We start from the raw sequence: 16,910 nt of genomic DNA, 5'->3' as shown, positions 1-16,910 counted from the left end.
TTTTTGCGATATAATTACCTGTCAAAAAAACATTTAATACTACCTTGTTATGAAGAAGTTATCTATTGCCTTTGCATCAATGCTGGCTTGTTTTCTGGCATCGTGCAGTAACGAAACCACTACCGTATTGGAACAGGACTATACAGCCTATGTAGATCCTAAAATAGGAACAGGAGGTCATGGACATGTGTTCTATGGTGCTAACGTTCCATATGGTTTTGTACAATTGGGCCCCACCAGTATTCCTCAAAGTTGGGATTGGGTTTCGGGATATCATGTATCAGACTCTACAGTCATAGGGTTTCCTCATACACACCTTAGCGGTACAGGTATAGGCGACTTGCACGACATCAATGTTATGCCTGTAACAGGTGAAGTCACTTATGCACGTGGAGACAACTCTTCATACGAAACCGGTCTATGGTCATACTCTGACAGATCGAAAGAAACAGTAGTGCCGGGATATTACAGAACTCATTTGTCAAGATACAATGTAGATGTAGAACTTACAGCAACCAAACGAGTAGGTTTTCACAAATATACATATCTTTCAGACGAAAAGCCTTCAATTGTATTCGATATGGTAAATGGCGGATGTTGGGATAAACCAACCGAAGCACTTGTAAGAATAGTAAACGACAGTACTATCAACGGATACAGATATTCAAAAGGATGGGCTAACAACCAGAAAGTATTCTTCCATGCAGAGTTCTCAAGAAAATTTGACGGTGTAGAATTCATTGTAGATGGTAAAACCTTAAATGATGCCAAAGAAGGTAAGGGAGAAAAAATGTTCGCGAGAGTAAATTTTGCCCAAAATGATTCGAAACCTATATATATGAAAGTTGCCCTATCTCCTGTGTCAGAAGACGGTGCCAAACTGAATATGCAGACAGAGTTAAGCGGTTGGGACTTCAACAAAGTCATAGCCGACGCAAAAGACGCATGGAACGAGGAACTTGGTAAAGTAAAAATCAACAAATGTTCTGATGATAATGCCAAAAAGATTTTCTATACCGCATTGTATCACTCTATGTTTGCTCCATCCGAATTCTGTGATGTAAACGGTGACTATTACGGAGCCGACAATAAAATGCACAAGGGAGAAGGATTTAAGAACTATACAACATTCTCACTTTGGGACACATACAGAGCTGCACAGCCACTTATGACCATTCTTCATCCTGAAAAGATGAGTGATATTATAAACACGATGATTACCATCTATAAGCAACAAGGAAAGCTTCCGGTATGGCATCTCATGGGTTGTGAAACAGACTGTATGGTAGGTAACCCTGGTGTTCCTGTAGTTGCAGATGCCATTCTTAAAGGCATAGAGGGATTTGACTATGAATTGGCCTACGAAGCTCTAAAAGAATCATCCATGCTAGGAGAAAGAGGAATGCAACACAGAATTGAATATGGCTTTATCCCGTCAGACAAAATGCTGGAGTCCATTGCATACGATATGGAATACGCATTAGCCGACTGGGCGGTAGCGCGAGCTGCTCTTAAACTAGGTAAACAGGAAGATTATGAGTATTTCCTGAAAAGGAGTAAATCATACAAGAACTATTTCGACCCTTCAACAGGTTTTATGAGAGGTAAAATGCTGGATGGTACCTGGCGTACTCCGTTCAGCCCATATAGTTCATCACATAGAGACGATGATTACTGTGAAGGCAATGCATGGCAATATACATGGCTGGTACCACACGATATAGAAGGACTTACAGAATGTTTCGGTGGCAAAGATAAACTCATAGGAAAACTTGATTCCTTGTTTATAGCAAACGGTGATATGGGAGATGCTTCTTCACCAGATATAAGTGGCCTTATAGGTCAGTATGCCCACGGAAACGAGCCAAGTCATCATATAACATACTTATACACACTTTTGGGACAACCATGGAAGACTGCAGACCGCATAAAAGAAGTTCTAAACACAATGTACAGCACAAATCCTGACGGACTTTCAGGAAATGAAGATGTGGGACAAATGTCTGCATGGTATATACTTTCATCACTTGGTTTTTATCAGGTAGAACCAGCAGGTGGTAAATTTGTATTTGGCTACCCTCTTTTCGAGAATGTTGAACTGAAAGTTAAAAATGGAACATTCACTATCGAAAAAGAGAACTCAGGTAAAGACAACAACTACATCCAGGGTATAATTCTGAATGGTAAAGAATACAACAAGCCATGGATAGAATATAACGACATCATAAAAGGAGGAAGCCTTAAATTCATTATGGGTGACAATCAAAAGGCCTGGTTCTAAAAATCATCTGTTGCTTTAAACAATAACACAACAGTCTGTAATAAATAATGGTCTGCCTGTATTAATTCTGACTTTTACATATAATTGTATGAATATGTAGAAACAGAATTATTACAGGCAGATTTCTTTCAGGATGAAAATGCCGGAAAATGTGGCACTTTTACTGGTTTGCAGGAAAATAAATAAGACTATTATATCTTTATTCCATTTATTTTGCTTACTTTGTAGAAACTAACAAAGAAAGGAATAGCTATGGCTAAAAATAAAAAAGAAAAAAAAGGCGGAAAAAGAATGAAGAAAAAAGAGATGTCGGAACTCATCATAAACTATTTCCGCAACAAACCGACTGAGGCTATAAGTCTTAAGCAATTATTCCTGGGACTGAAACTAACAACACATCCTACCAAAATGCTATGTACCGACATAGTAAAGGATATGGCAGAAGACAATTTCCTGATTGAAGCCGAAAAGGGAAGATGGAAACTTAATGACAGAGGTCAGATAATGACAGGAACCTTCATCAGAAAGAGCAACGGCAAAAACTCGTTTATACCTGACGATGGAGGAGAACCGATCTTTATTGCAGAAAGGAACTCAGCTCATGCCATGAACAATGACAAGGTGAAGATTTCTCTCTGTGCAAAATGCAAGAAACAGAAGATAGAAGGACAAGTGATAGAAATACTTGACAGAGCAAAAGCGACTTTCGTAGGTACACTGAAAGTATCGAAAAACTATGCTTTCCTCATTACAGAAACAAGCACACTTGCCAACGATATCTTTATACCTAAAGAAAAGCTTAAAGGAGCAAAGAATGGCGATAAGGCTGTAGTGAAAATTACAGAATGGCCGGACGAAGCAAAGAATCCTTTCGGTGAGGTTATAGACGTGCTTGGACAGGCCGGCGAAAACAACACTGAAATGCACGCCATACTGGCTGAATACGGATTGCCATATACTTATCCACAATCAGTAGAGGCCGCAGCAGAAAAATTATCTGCAGAAATTACAAAAGAGGATTATGCAGAACGTGAGGATTTCCGCAATATAACCACATTCACCATCGACCCTAAGGATGCGAAAGATTTTGACGACGCACTCTCAATCAGACAACTGAAACCTGGACTTTGGGAGGTTGGTGTACATATCGCCGACGTTTCACATTATGTCAAAGAGGGCGGTATCATAGACAAGGAAGCATTGAAACGTGCCACATCCGTATATCTTGTGGACCGTACGATACCTATGTTGCCAGAACGCCTTTGCAACTTCATCTGTTCACTGCGTCCTAACGAAGAGAAACTGGCTTATTCTGTAATATTCGATATGAACGAAAAAGCGGAGGTCAAGGACTATCGTATCAGACATACAGTGATAAAGTCCGACAGACGTTTCACATACGAAGAGGCTCAGAATATAATAGAAACCGGTGAAGGAGATTTCAAGGAAGAAGTTCTTGAACTGAACAAACTGGCTCAGATTCTTCGTGAAAAACGTCTTGCCGCAGGAGCTATCGACTTCGACCGCTGCGAGGTGAGATTCGAAATTGACGAGAAAGGAAAGCCTCTGAGCGTTTATTTCAAGCAGTCCAAGGAAGCAAACAAACTGATAGAGGAATTCATGCTTCTGGCAAACCGTACCGTAGCGGAACATATAGGAAAAGTGCCAAAGAACAAAAAGGCAAAGGTATTCCCATATCGTATCCACGACCTGCCGGACCCAGACAAGTTGGACAACCTTAACCAGTTTATCGCACGCTTCGGTTATAAAATCCGTACGAGCGGAACAAAAACAGAAGTATCAAAGTCTATCAACCGCCTGTTGAAAGATGTAAACGGAAAGGGAGAACAGAACTTAGTGGAAACAGTGTCATTGCGTTCTATGCAGAAGGCAAGATATTCAATCCACAACATCGGTCACTATGGTCTTGCATTCGATTACTACACTCATTTTACTTCGCCTATACGCCGTTACCCTGACCTTATGGTTCACCGTCTGCTGACACGCTATTTGGACGGAGGACGAAGTGCACAGGCCGACAAGTATGAAAGCATGTGCGAACACAGCTCTGCAATGGAACAGACCGCTGCAAGTGCTGAACGCGCATCAATCAAATACAAGCAGGTAGAATTCATGAGCGATCATATAGGAACTGTTTATGAAGGAGTAATCTCCGGAGTGACCGAATGGGGAATATATGTAGAAATTAACGAGAACAAATGTGAAGGTATGGTAGCAATGCGTGACCTGGGCAATGACTATTACGAGTTCGACGAAAAGAACTATTGCCTTATCGGCAGACGTTATCATCAGAAATTCAGCCTTGGTGATGCAATAAAGATAAAAGTGGCACGCGCCAACCTGGAAAAGAAACAGCTGGATTTCGTGCTAGCGGAATAAGATTATTATATAAAACAAGAAAGTCAGAGAAATTCTCTGACTTTCTTGTTTTATAGTAAATACTCACAAAGTTTCTGAACAGCCCTAGCGCGATGGCTTATCTTATTCTTTTCATCATTACCCATCTCGGCAAAGGTTTCTGAATATCCGTCCGGCATAAATACAGGATCATAACCGAAACCCGCTCCACCTTTTCTTTCACGTATTATGCTGCCGTTTACTATTCCTTCGAAGAAGTGTTCCTTACCACCTTCTATCAGGCAAATAACAGTACGGAAACGTGCCTTGCGGTTATCTTTATCCTGCATTTCAGAAAGTAGTTTCTTCATGTTGGCTTCAGAGTCATGCCCTTCTCCACCGGCATATCTGGCAGAATAAATTCCGGGCGCACCATTCAAAGCCTCGACTTCAAGACCTGTATCATCGGCAAAACAGTCTAAACCATAATTATCATATATATACTGTGCCTTCAATGCAGCATTACCCTGCAAAGTATCAGCCGTTTCAGGAATGTCGGCATGACAGTCTATATCATTAAGACTCAAGATCTCTACCTTATCGCCTAATATAGCACGGATTTCCTCCAGCTTATGTGCGTTATTTGTTGCAAAAACAAGTTTCTTCATAATTTACTTAACTTTCAATGGGTCAAAACCTTCGCCGTAAACTCCCACTACATTACTTTGGGAAATAAATGCATTAGGATCAATATCCTTCACAAGACGGAAAATGTCAAGTGACTGACTTTTCTTTGCAAGAACCACAACCACCTTTATGTCCTGCTTGCTATACCATCCTTTTCCGTCAAGGAGAGTTACTCCACGATTAATCTGAGTGGAAATACCCTGAGCTATCTCATCATGCTTGCGCGAGAATATAAGGAACTGTACAGATTGACGAGTACTATTAATTACATAATCTATCACTATACTCATGACAAACAACACGCAAAAGCCAAACAATACACGTCGCCAATCATGGAAAATAAAATAACAGGAGGATATAATGATTATATCACAATACATCATCATACGTCCAAGAGTAACATCCTTATACTTGTTGATAATCCATGCAATAATATCAGTCCCACCGGTACTACCATTATGACAGAACACAAGACCAATACCAAAGCCTAAAAGTCCAGCTCCTATAACGCATGCCATGAAATCCTGTCCTGGTCCAAGCAACATTGGTAATTTTCCACTATCGTCCTTAAATAACATTTGGAAGAACCATAGCAGGAACGTCAGCATGATTATGGCATATATGGTCTTGATACTGAACTTAGGTCCGAGTATTTTCAATGCAAAACCTAAAAATACGGCATTAATTATGAAATATGAAACCTGAATTTCAACACCTGTCGCATAATAGATTATAGCTGCTATACCTGTCACTCCACCTGTAGTAATCTGATAAGGCAAAAGAAACGCTGCCCAACCAATTGAGTAACATATCAAACCTAAAGTTATGGCCAGGTAGTCTTTCGTCTCCCGGCCAAATTTTCTTTTTAACAATGCTTCCATAAATATGGTTTACAGAACAATATTTACAATCTTCTTAGGTACGATAATCACCTTCTTAGGAGTCTTGCCATCAATCCATTTCTGTGCCTGTTCGTCAGCTAGAACTGCAGACTGGATTGTTTCATTGTCTGCATCTGCAGCAAATTCCATAGTGAAACGCGCCTTACCGTTGAAAGAAATTGTATATTTCACTGTATCTTCTTTCAGATAGTCTTCGTTGAATGCAGGCCACTGAGCATCACAAACAGATGTCGTATTTCCTAAAGCAGCCCAAAGTTCTTCCGCCAAGTGAGGAGCAAACGGAGCTATAATAACAACCAGATTGCTTAATACAGCTTTGTTGCGACATTTCAATGAAGTGAGTTCGTTTACACAAATCATGAATGCACTGATTGAAGTGTTGTAAGAGAATGTCTCAATGTCTCCAGTCACTTTCTTTATCAGTTTGTGTACTGCCTTTAGTTCTTCTTTTGTAGCTTCACCGTCCTGAGGAAGGAATTCGTCATTACGGCTGTAGAACAGGCTCCACAATTTCTTCAAGAAACGATGAACACCATCAATACCGTTAGTATCCCATGGCTTAGACTGTTCGATAGGGCCAAGGAACATTTCATACATACGCAATGTATCTGCTCCGTAACGTTCAACAATCATATCAGGGTTTACTACGTTGTACATAGACTTACTCATCTTCTCAACTGCCCATCCGCACACATACTTGCCGTCTTCAAGGATGAATTCAGCATTATTGTATTCCGGACGCCAGTTCTTGAATGCCTCAACATCGAGGATATCGTTTGATACGATATTTACGTCAACATGAAGAGGAGTAACGTCATACTGGTCTTTCAGTCCGAGAGAAACGAATGTGTTTGTATCCTTGATACGATATACAAAATTGCTTCGTCCCTGAATCATACCCTGGTTTACAAGTTTCTGGAATGGTTCTTCCTTAACGCTTACACCGAGATCGAACAAGAATTTGTTCCAGAAACGTGAATATATCAAGTGACCTGTAGCATGTTCAGTACCACCTACATAGAGATCAACATTCTGCCAATATCTGTCTGCCTTTTCAGATACGAGTGCCTTGTCATTGTGTGGGTCCATATAGCGTAGATAGTATGCACTTGAACCTGCAAAACCAGGCATTGTATTAAGTTCAAGAGGGAATACGTTTACATTATCTATCTTAGAGTTTTCAACTACCTCGCCGGCATTTACATCCCAAGCCCATTTTGTGGCATGCCCCAATGGAGGTTCGCCAGACTCAGTAGGAAGGAACTTGGCTACTTCAGGCAACTGCAAAGGCAATTTGCTTTCGTCAATCATATATGGCATACCGTCCTTGTAGTAAACAGGGAATGGCTCGCCCCAATAACGCTGACGTGAGAAGATAGCGTCACGCAGACGGAAGTTAACTTTTACACGTCCGAGGTTATGTTCCTTTACATATTTCTTTGTAGTAGCTATAGCTTCCTTTATTGTAAGACCGTTAAGGTTCAAATCGCAATATGGAGTTACGCCTGCCTTTGGAGAGTTGCAGACAATACCTTCCTTGGCATCAAAGCTTTCTTCGCTGACATCACATCCTTCAACCAGCGGAACGATAGGCAAGTTGAAATGTTTTGCAAAAGCATAGTCACGACTGTCGTGAGCCGGAACTGCCATAATAGCACCTGTACCATAACCTGCAAGTACGTAATCGCTGATCCAGATAGGTACAGCCTCTCCTGTGAACGGATTCACCGCATACGAACCGCTGAACACACCTGTCACGCGGCGGTCTGATATACGTTCGCGTTCAGTACGTTTCTTTGTACGGTCAAGGTAAGCCTCAACTTCTGCTTTCTGAGCCTCAGTAGTAAGTTGTGCCACTAATTCGCTTTCAGGAGCAAGAACCATGAAAGTAACACCGAACATAGTATCCGCACGTGTTGTAAAGATAGTGAATTCCATGTCACTGTCTTTAACCTTGAAACGAACTTCAGCACCTTCAGAACGGCCAATCCAGTTACGCTGTGTTTCTTTCAGAGAGTCTGTCCAGTCAACTGTTTCAAGTCCGTCGAGCAATCTCTGTGCATAAGCAGAAACTCTCAAGCACCACTGGCGCATTTTCTTCTGCACTACAGGATGTCCTCCACGTTCAGAAACGCCATCTACAACTTCATCGTTGGCCAATACAGTACCCAATGCAGGACACCAGTTCACCATAGTCTCGCCAAGATATGCTATACGGTAGTTCATCAGAATTTCCTGCTGTTCCTTTTCTGATTTTGCGTTCCATTCTTCGGCAGTAAAACTCAATTCTTCGCTGCATGCAGCGTCAAGTCCTTCAGTACCTTTTGTTTCGAAAGCCTTAACCAGATTTTCAATAGGCTGAGCCTTACCACATGAATTGCAATAATAGCTGTTGAACATCTTCTGGAAAGCCCATTGTGTCCAATGGTAATAATCAGGTTCGCAAGTACGAACTTCGCGGTCCCAGTCAAAGCAAAAACCGATTTTGTCAAGCTGTTCACGATAACGTGCAATGTTAGCCGCAGTAGTTACAGCCGGATGCTGACCTGTCTGGATTGCATACTGTTCTGCTGGCAACCCGTATGCATCGTAACCCATCGGATTAAGAACGTTGAAACCTTGAAGTCGCTTGTAGCGAGCATATATATCGCTGGCAATATATCCCAGCGGGTGACCTACGTGAAGTCCTGCTCCCGACGGATAAGGGAACATGTTCAACACATAAAACTTCTTTTTTGATTCATCTTCCGAAACTTTGTAGGTCTTGTTTTCCACCCACTTCTGTTGCCATTTCTTTTCTATCTCCCTGAAATTATATTCCATAGCGATGTACTTTATATATTTGATTTTACGTTATTTATCCAATTTGTTTGCAAAGATACAATAAAAAAAATAAAGATACCCCAAAAGACAATAGAATGAAAGCAAAAAGCAGCAACAAGAGATAAAGTATTATAACTCTTGCTGCTGCCCGCATATTATTTTAATTCGTTTTTACTTTTTAAAGTCAGCCCAGTCAGTCAGACGCATATCTCCCTTGTCGAGGAATACTTCATGCATACCCAATGCTGCTGACAAGCTGTGACTGGTCTGTCCCTTGCTGGCTATCTTGAGATAATCCCACAACAACTGCTTATAATCTGGATGAGCGCAGTTCTCAATAACAGTCTTGGCACGTTCCATAGGACTCTTACCACGCAAATCGGCAATACCCTGTTCTGTGATGATTACATTTACAGAGTGTTCGCTATGATCCTGATGTGACACCATAGGAACAATAGAACTGATACAACCACCCTTCGCTGTTGAAGGACAAGAGAAAATAGAGATATAAGCACTGCGCGTAAAGTCGCCAGAACCTCCGATACCGTTCATCATCTTGGTTCCGCAGATATGTGTAGAGTTTACGTTACCGTAAATATCCGCTTCGATTGCTGTATTCATTGAGATAACTCCAAGACGGCGTACTACTTCAGGACAGTTTGAAATTTCAGAAGGACGCAACACAAGTTTGTCACGGAAGAATTCAATGTTATCGTAAATATCCTGCAGACAGTCGTTTGTCACACTCAAAGAACATGTACTACCGAACTTTATTCTACCGGTTTTTACCAAATCTATCACTGAGTTCTGGATAACTTCAGTGTACATTTCAAAAGCAGGTACATCAGGATTCTTACCCAATGCACTCAACACGGCATTTGCTATATTGCCTACCCCAGACTGTAAAGGCAAGAAAGTAGAAGGTATTGTACCCTTACGTAAATCATTTACCAGAAAGTCTGCCACATTCTGACCAATCTTGTCGGTAATAGGATCCGGATCGTGGAACCCACGGGCTTCGTCAGGAATATTCACTTCCACCACAGCAGCAATCTTGGCCGGATCAACCTGAATATATGGTGTTCCGATACGGTCACTAGCATGTTCTATCATGATAGGACGACGATGTGGCGGACGTTCTAGTTCATAAATATCATGCATACCCATAAGACTTGTCTTGTTATGAGCAGCGTTAAGTTCGACTATAACTTTTTCTGCCAGACGTGCCACTGTAGGGGAAATACCCACACCGGCAGTAAGATAAATACGTCCGTCGGCAGTCAGTTCACAAGCTTCCATTATGGCAACATTCACCTTACCCAAGAAACCGGAACGGATTCGCTGAGCCATTTGTGACAGATGTATATCAGAGTATTTTACCTGTCCGTTGTTGCAAGCCTTGCGGAAATCAGAATTTGTAGTATATGGTGCTCTGAAATCAAGAGCATTTGCACGTATCAGAACGCCGTCACATGAATCACCGGTTGAAGCACCTGTAAGAACGCTCACTTTAAAATGTTCTCCACGTGCATGTTTTTCTTCAGCCATTTTAGCCAACTCGGCAGTAACAGCCTTAGGTGTTCCGGCTGGTGTAAATCCACTTAATCCAATAATATCTCCGTCTTTAATCAAACTTGCAGCTTCGGCCGCTGTCATAAATTTATAGCTCATGATATTGTGTTTTTAAAGTTATTTGTATATATTCGAAACTTAGTAAGTTTTCTGAGACTCTCCAAATTTAGAAAAAAAACATCAAATCCAATACTTCTTGTTTCAAATTTATGATGAAAAACATATTTTTTTCTACAAAATGAGAGTCATAATCTAATATTTCAAATATTTTGACAATTATTAAGAGCCACGTTTCTATCCAAGTTTCTACTGATTTATTTGCAGATATCAGAAATAAATGCCAATATCGCATATTACATTGAAAAACATATATTAGTTATGAAAAAAATCGGTTCATTAATATTACTCATAAACGCATTATCAAAATCGGAAAAGAAGGCTTTATATCTACAGGCAGGAGAAAATCCGACAGAAAAAGCATATATGAAAATATTCGATATCATAGACAAGAAAAACATAACTGATATAGAAAATATTAAAAAGAATTATGCAAAGTATTACCCAATAAATTCATTTGTTCCGGAAGCTAATTATTTATACCAGCACATCCTTTCCACACTGGTAAGTCTTGCCATAAAGAAAAAATGCAAACATAACTTATATTATAAAATAATACAGGCAAATATTCTCAAAGAAAAGCATCTGATGGACGAGCATTTCCAGATGCTGGACGAAGTGATTGAAGAATCCGAGTCAACAGAAGATTACAGTGTCTCCTCTTTAGCACAGAGAACAAAACTGGATTCCATGCGTCAGGAAAACTTCCTTGACATATCAGAAGATACCCTTATAAAAGAGCATTTGAGACTAAAAGGATATCTGAATGTACTTAATCAGATAAATCGTCAGTCGGAAATATATGAACTCATGGTGTTCTACACCAGCCGAAAATCGGACACCAAGATTTTTGACGATCTGGCAATAACGGAAATAACATTTGTCAACAATCTGAGAAAAAATCTGTTCGAAATACAGAAAAAACATTTACTGTTCCAGGGTATATATCTGTTATGCAAGAACAATTATCAGGCGGCAAACAACATTTACAAAGAAGCGAACGAACTGTTCGCCTCTCATAAATCATTCCTTAACAATCCACCATCCGATTATATGCAGTTCATCGAGAATGTGCTGAAAAAATGCAATGAGAACAGGCAATATTCGGAAATGGAGTATTACATTAACATCCTGGAGGGATTGAAATATTATACCGCAGAATTCAATGCAGAAATAGAATGCATAATATTCACAAACAAAGCTGAATATTATATACATACTGATGACAAGAAAAAAATAAAAGAACTCATAAGCTGTTACAAAGATACAGACTCCATAGTGAAATTTCTTACACCATTCAGAAAAATACAGTTCATACTTGAATTGTCATTATTAAACATAAACATCAACGAACATAAACAGGCAAAAAAGATTCTTTATGATATTGTAAAAGACTCCAATTATCAAAGATTTTTTCTATATAAACCTTGCCTGCTATTATATTACATATCTATATACGAACTCCAGGAATACGATTTTCTGGAATATTCCATAAGAGCAGCCAGAAGAAAATTGAAAAACAACAGAGAGACATCAAAAATAGAAGCTATACTATACGAATTCTTTACAAAAGACATGTTTAAACTTTCCCAATCGGATAAAAAGAAGTATCTTGAAGAATTATGCAAGCAGATTGACACTCCACAAAATATTTCTGACCATCTTACCATGAAAATATTTGACTTTAAAAGTTGGATTTTATCACATGCATAACCCATATTTTATACAGTGATATTTATTCTTATACATACTGATTATCAAAACATCATAAGAAGAAGTATATCGTTGAGTTTTTATAAATCGGATATAATTGGTTTGATATGCCTGAAATATAACAATACTTTTACACCGTAAACGAAAAAAACTATATCATGAAAACGAAAAAAATTGTAGTATTAGGTAGTTGTAATACCGATATGGTAATAAAATCAGACAGACTACCTGTTCCGGGAGAAACAATCCTTGGCGGTGAATTTATTATGAATCCAGGCGGAAAAGGAGCCAATCAGGCTGTAGCTGCAGCAAGATTGGGAGGGAACGTTGTATTTCTGACAAAAACAGGCAATGACCTTTTCGGACGCCAGTCTGTCAGTCTATATTCAGAAGAAAATATCAACACTGATTACATTCTGTCTTCTTCCGACAAGCCATCAGGAGTGGCAATGATTTCAGTTGACAAGAAAGGAGAAAACAGCATTATCGTAGCATCAGGTGCTAACAGCACATACAGTATTGATGATTTCAAAAGCGTTGAAAGTACAGTATATGATGCAGATATTCTGCTGATGCAGCTGGAAATTCCTATAGAAACAGTTACATACGCAGCAAAAGTAGCCAAGGAACATGGAGTGAAAGTTGTTCTGAACCCTGCTCCTGCTCAGTTTCTTCCAAAAGAATTATTGGAGAATGTTTCAATAATAATACCCAACAATACAGAAGCCGAAATTCTGTCAGGAATTAAAGTGAGCGACATAGAAAGCGCAAAAAATGCTACCGACATAATAAGCCAGAAAGGAATAGAAACCGTTATTATCACTATGGGAGATTACGGTGCTTTCATAAAGACAAAAGAAGAATACATATCCGTACCAACACAAAAGGTCAATGCTATAGATACAACAGCAGCAGGTGATACTTTCTGTGGCGCTCTTGTAGTAGCTTTATCCGAAGGGAAAGATATAATTGACGCCGTAAAATTTGCCAATAAATGTTCCGGTATAACAGTCACCAGACTTGGAGCACAGTCATCATGCCCATATAGAAATGAAGTAATCTGATAAATCCATATATTATGTTTATCGTAGATAATTACGCCTTGGCAGTAGTGTTATGTATCATCACCATGATATGCTGAGGCTCCTGGGGCAACACTCAGAAATTTGTAGGAAAATCCTGGAGATTCGAACTCTTTTATTGGGATTACGTAATTGGAATGTTCTTGTTCTCTCTATTGATGGCTTTCACTTTGGGAAGTCATGGAAGCGTTGGACGTGATTTTCTAACTGATATACAGCAAATCAGTGGACAGTCCTGGGGATATGCATTACTGGGAGGTATCATATTCAATGCTTCCAACATTCTTCTCTCTGCTTCTGTTTCCATATCAGGAATGTCTGTGGCATTTCCATTGGGAGTAGGTATAGCTCTTGTACTGGGTGTATTTATCAACTATTTGGGAACACCTAAAGGCGACCCTCTATGGCTGTTCACAGGAGTAGCCTGCGTAGTATTGGCTATAATCCTTAATGATATGTCGGCAAATAGTGTAAGCAGTTCAGAAAACTCAGGTAAGAATACAAATAAAGGTATATTACTTGCTGCACTCGCTGGAGTATGTATGTCGTTCTTCTACCGTTTCGTAGCGGAAAGCATGGATGTAGAAAACTTCATATCACCTCAGCATGGACTTTCAACACCATATACTGCATTTGTAATATTCTCATCAGGTGTACTTCTAAGCAACTTTGTATTCAATACTTTAATAATGAAGAAACCTTTCATTGGCGAACCTACAACATATAAGATGTATTTCAACGGTAATATCTCAATCCACCTTATCGGTATGTTGGGAGGATGTATATGGGCGCTGGGAACATTGTTCAGCTATATAGCAGCAAACAAGGCTGGTTCGGCAGTATCATATGCACTGGGACAGGGAGCGCCTATGATAGCAGCCCTTTGGGGAATTTTCGTATGGAAAGAATTCCACGGAGGAATCACAAAAACAAAATCTTATCTTACTTTAATGTTTATATTCTTCATCCTTGGACTTGGAATGATAGTTTATTCAGGTTTATAACTTTTAAAATTTAGTCATTATGAAAAATTACTTTAAAATCGCATTAATCATAATTCTGACAGCAGGTATCGCTGTCAATACAACAGCCGCTAATCTTGCAAAAGAAAGCACAAAGAAAGTCAATATGATACTTGATATTGACACAGGTATAGACGATGCATTAGCATCGGCATATGCACTGGGATGCGAAGACATTAATCTGCTGGGAGTGGTAGGCAGCTATGGAAACGTATCACTTGACAAAGGAATAGAGAACTCATTAAACTTATTAAAGCTATTAGGAAAAGAAGATATTCCTGTTTATGCAGGTGCTGAATGCTCACTTATTGACAATACTCCTTATCTGCCAAGTGATATTTCGAAGTTCATACATGGCAATAACGGCATAGGCGAAATAGAGATACCACAATCAGCCAGCAAGAAAAAAGATGAAAGCGGTGTGGATTTCATGATAAGAATGGCTAACGAATATAAGAAAGATCTTACCATAGTTGCTGTTGGACCGCTAACAAACGTTGCAAAAGCTATTCAAAAAGATCCACAGTTCGCCGAGAAAGTAGGCAGAATAGTGATAATGGAAGGCGCAGTTCTCCTTCCGGGAAATGTAAACCAGCTGGCTGAAGCAAATATCTATCAGGACCCTAATGCCACAAATATTGTATTCACCAGCAAGGCAAAAGTTACAATGGTTGGACTAGATGTAACTATGAGAACCATTTTCACTAAAAAGGAGACACAAAACTGGAGGAACATAGGCACTGTCTCAGCTAAAAAATATGCAGATATGGTAGATTTCTATATCAATGCTTATGCCACAACTCAACCGGAACTGAACGGATGTGCACTCCACGACCCTCTGGCTGTAGCCGTAGCTGTAGATCCTAGCCTTGTACAAACATTTGAAATGAACATGAAAGTGGGAACTACAGAAGCTGATTTCGGAAGAACAATCGGTGACAAAGCTCGCCTTCTGGAAGAAAACCCCAATGTATCAATATGTATAAACGTTGACCATAAAGAATTCAACAGCAGATTCTATACAGTTCTGGCAAATCTGTTCAAGAAAAACTAAAATAATAAATCTCTTTAATACCCCGTACCTTAATTAATTCCATATTAACCGGTGTTCCCTTTCTTTAATAGTAAAAAGAAAAGGGAATGCCGGAAGGGGAATACTACACCCCATTTACAACTCTTATCTAATATCAAGAAAATATGAAAAAGTTACATTTAATACTGCTTCTGTCATTACTGTCATTATCTGCAATATCAGCACAAAACATCCAACTACACTATTTTCCAAATCATTCCATCAACAGCAGGATGTATGACAAAAACTTTGTCATGGTAACATTCGATATGTTCAAAGCCGATAAATGGGGATCTTTCTACACATTTATAGATTTTGAATTTACAGGCGAAAAAGGAAGAATTGGTACTACATACTGGGAAATATCACGTAATCAAAACATAGGAGACTTACCAGTGAAACTTCACCTGGAATATGATGAAGGTGTTACAAAAGGCGGTTCTATACCAGGTTCGTATTTTGTGGGAGCCAATTATCCATTGACCATAAGAAAATTCAACCTTGGCGCAAACCTGTCATATAAGATTCATGCCTTCAATCACATAAGCCATGATGCACAGCTCACACTGACATGGTCGGGCGATATACTGAAAAATAAACTTACATTATGAGGTTTTATTGATATGTGGACCCAAAACAAAAATACAGAAACAAAATCCAACGAAGGGAAAAAATTTGTAGTTTTATTCGGCCCACAAGGATGGTACAACATTAATGAGAAACTGGCATTCGGAACGAAAATAAATATTAGCTATAACATGCTTGATAAAAACAAGGTCTTTTTCTTTCCGTCAATTGCCGCAAAATGGAATTTCTAGAACAAGCTTAAAAACACTTTGTCATTATATAAAAAATACATAGCTGCCTCAGAACAAAATTTGAGACAGCTTTTTTATGTTCTAAAAAATCGGATAAACCTTATTTGTTTATCGCGTATTTCTAATCTTTTGTATCCTAAAGAACCGACAATGTATATCAAAGATAAAATTTAAATGATACGTATCAAATGATAATCTGATTTCACCTCGATATTCAGATGATTATATTTTCCTGATTATTCAATTAGGATCATTCACACACTATAAAACAGACAAGCTTTAAAAGCCCTTATAACAGATATTCTCTAAAGGTTACTCCAATATATAATTCAGGCATAACGCTAGGCTATATTTATATACATATATTATCTCCTACTCATGAAGATTTTTTACCGTACTGACATATATCTTTAAGCTGAACGTTTTCCGTTGTTCATCCGCAACCTTCGTGTAGAGAAAATCC

General features: G+C 39.1%; 9 protein-coding genes and 2 pseudogenes. 7 read left to right on the top strand and 4 right to left on the bottom strand.

The genetic code is table 11. From position 1 onward, the window contains the following. Window positions 1–49 precede the first annotated feature (49 nt). Together NW213_RS16535 and rnr are read left to right on the top strand one after the other, a co-directional pair. Window positions 50–2,281, top strand: a complete 2,232-nt coding sequence (locus tag NW213_RS16535; protein WP_258323446.1) for a GH92 family glycosyl hydrolase — start codon at window positions 50–52, stop codon at window positions 2,279–2,281. Between the two features lie 252 nt (window positions 2,282–2,533). Next, the gene (gene rnr, locus NW213_RS16530) at window positions 2,534–4,681 is read left to right on the top strand and encodes a ribonuclease R (protein WP_258323445.1); all 2,148 of its coding nucleotides are present in this window, start codon (window positions 2,534–2,536) and stop codon (window positions 4,679–4,681) included. Window positions 4,682–4,731: 50 nt separating this feature from the next. Here the strand turns inward: rnr and NW213_RS16525 are convergent, their stop codons facing one another. The 4 genes from NW213_RS16525 to NW213_RS16510 all read right to left on the bottom strand — a co-directional run bounded on the left by NW213_RS16525 (window position 4,732) and on the right by NW213_RS16510 (window position 10,722). Beyond that, on the bottom strand, window positions 4,732–5,310 hold the full coding sequence (locus NW213_RS16525) for a non-canonical purine NTP diphosphatase (RefSeq protein WP_204392537.1): 579 nt from the start codon (window positions 5,308–5,310) through the stop codon (window positions 4,732–4,734). Beyond that, complete coding sequence (locus NW213_RS16520; RefSeq protein WP_154044248.1) at window positions 5,311–6,207, bottom strand: YitT family protein; 897 nt, start codon at window positions 6,205–6,207, stop codon at window positions 5,311–5,313. Between the two features lie 9 nt (window positions 6,208–6,216). Beyond that, window positions 6,217–9,051, bottom strand: a complete 2,835-nt coding sequence (gene leuS, locus NW213_RS16515; RefSeq protein ID WP_154044247.1) for a leucine--tRNA ligase — start codon at window positions 9,049–9,051, stop codon at window positions 6,217–6,219. 171 nt (window positions 9,052–9,222) lie between these two features. Continuing rightward, window positions 9,223–10,722 (bottom strand): acetyl-CoA hydrolase/transferase family protein, encoded by a 1,500-nt coding sequence (locus NW213_RS16510; RefSeq protein ID WP_154044246.1) that lies wholly within the window; start codon window positions 10,720–10,722, stop codon window positions 9,223–9,225. Window positions 10,723–11,001: 279 nt separating this feature from the next. Here NW213_RS16510 and NW213_RS16505 point away from each other — a divergent pair, with 279 nt between their 5' ends. The 5 genes and pseudogenes from NW213_RS16505 to NW213_RS16485 all read left to right on the top strand — a co-directional run bounded on the left by NW213_RS16505 (window position 11,002) and on the right by NW213_RS16485 (window position 16,447). Beyond that, window positions 11,002–12,453 carry a hypothetical protein gene (locus NW213_RS16505; RefSeq protein ID WP_258323444.1) on the top strand — a complete coding sequence of 484 codons (1,452 nt, stop codon included), beginning with the start codon at window positions 11,002–11,004 and terminating at the stop codon, window positions 12,451–12,453. 158 nt (window positions 12,454–12,611) lie between these two features. Beyond that, the gene (gene rbsK, locus NW213_RS16500) at window positions 12,612–13,517 is read left to right on the top strand and encodes a ribokinase (protein ID WP_154044243.1); all 906 of its coding nucleotides are present in this window, start codon (window positions 12,612–12,614) and stop codon (window positions 13,515–13,517) included. A gap of 14 nt (window positions 13,518–13,531) precedes the next feature. Then, window positions 13,532–14,539, top strand: a pseudogene (locus NW213_RS16495) (GRP family sugar transporter). Window positions 14,540–14,558: 19 nt separating this feature from the next. After that, window positions 14,559–15,611: a nucleoside hydrolase gene (locus tag NW213_RS16490; RefSeq protein WP_258323443.1), complete on the top strand. Its 1,053-nt coding sequence runs from the start codon at window positions 14,559–14,561 to the stop codon at window positions 15,609–15,611. A gap of 143 nt (window positions 15,612–15,754) precedes the next feature. Continuing rightward, window positions 15,755–16,447: pseudogene (locus NW213_RS16485) on the top strand (DUF5020 family protein). The last annotated feature ends 463 nt before the right edge of the window (window positions 16,448–16,910 follow it).

Source organism: Bacteroides sp. ET336 (assembly GCF_024733815.1).
Taxonomy (GTDB): Bacteria; Bacteroidota; Bacteroidia; order Bacteroidales; family Bacteroidaceae; genus Phocaeicola; species Phocaeicola cellulolyticus.
This window is presented reverse-complemented; position numbering and strand designations above follow the sequence as displayed.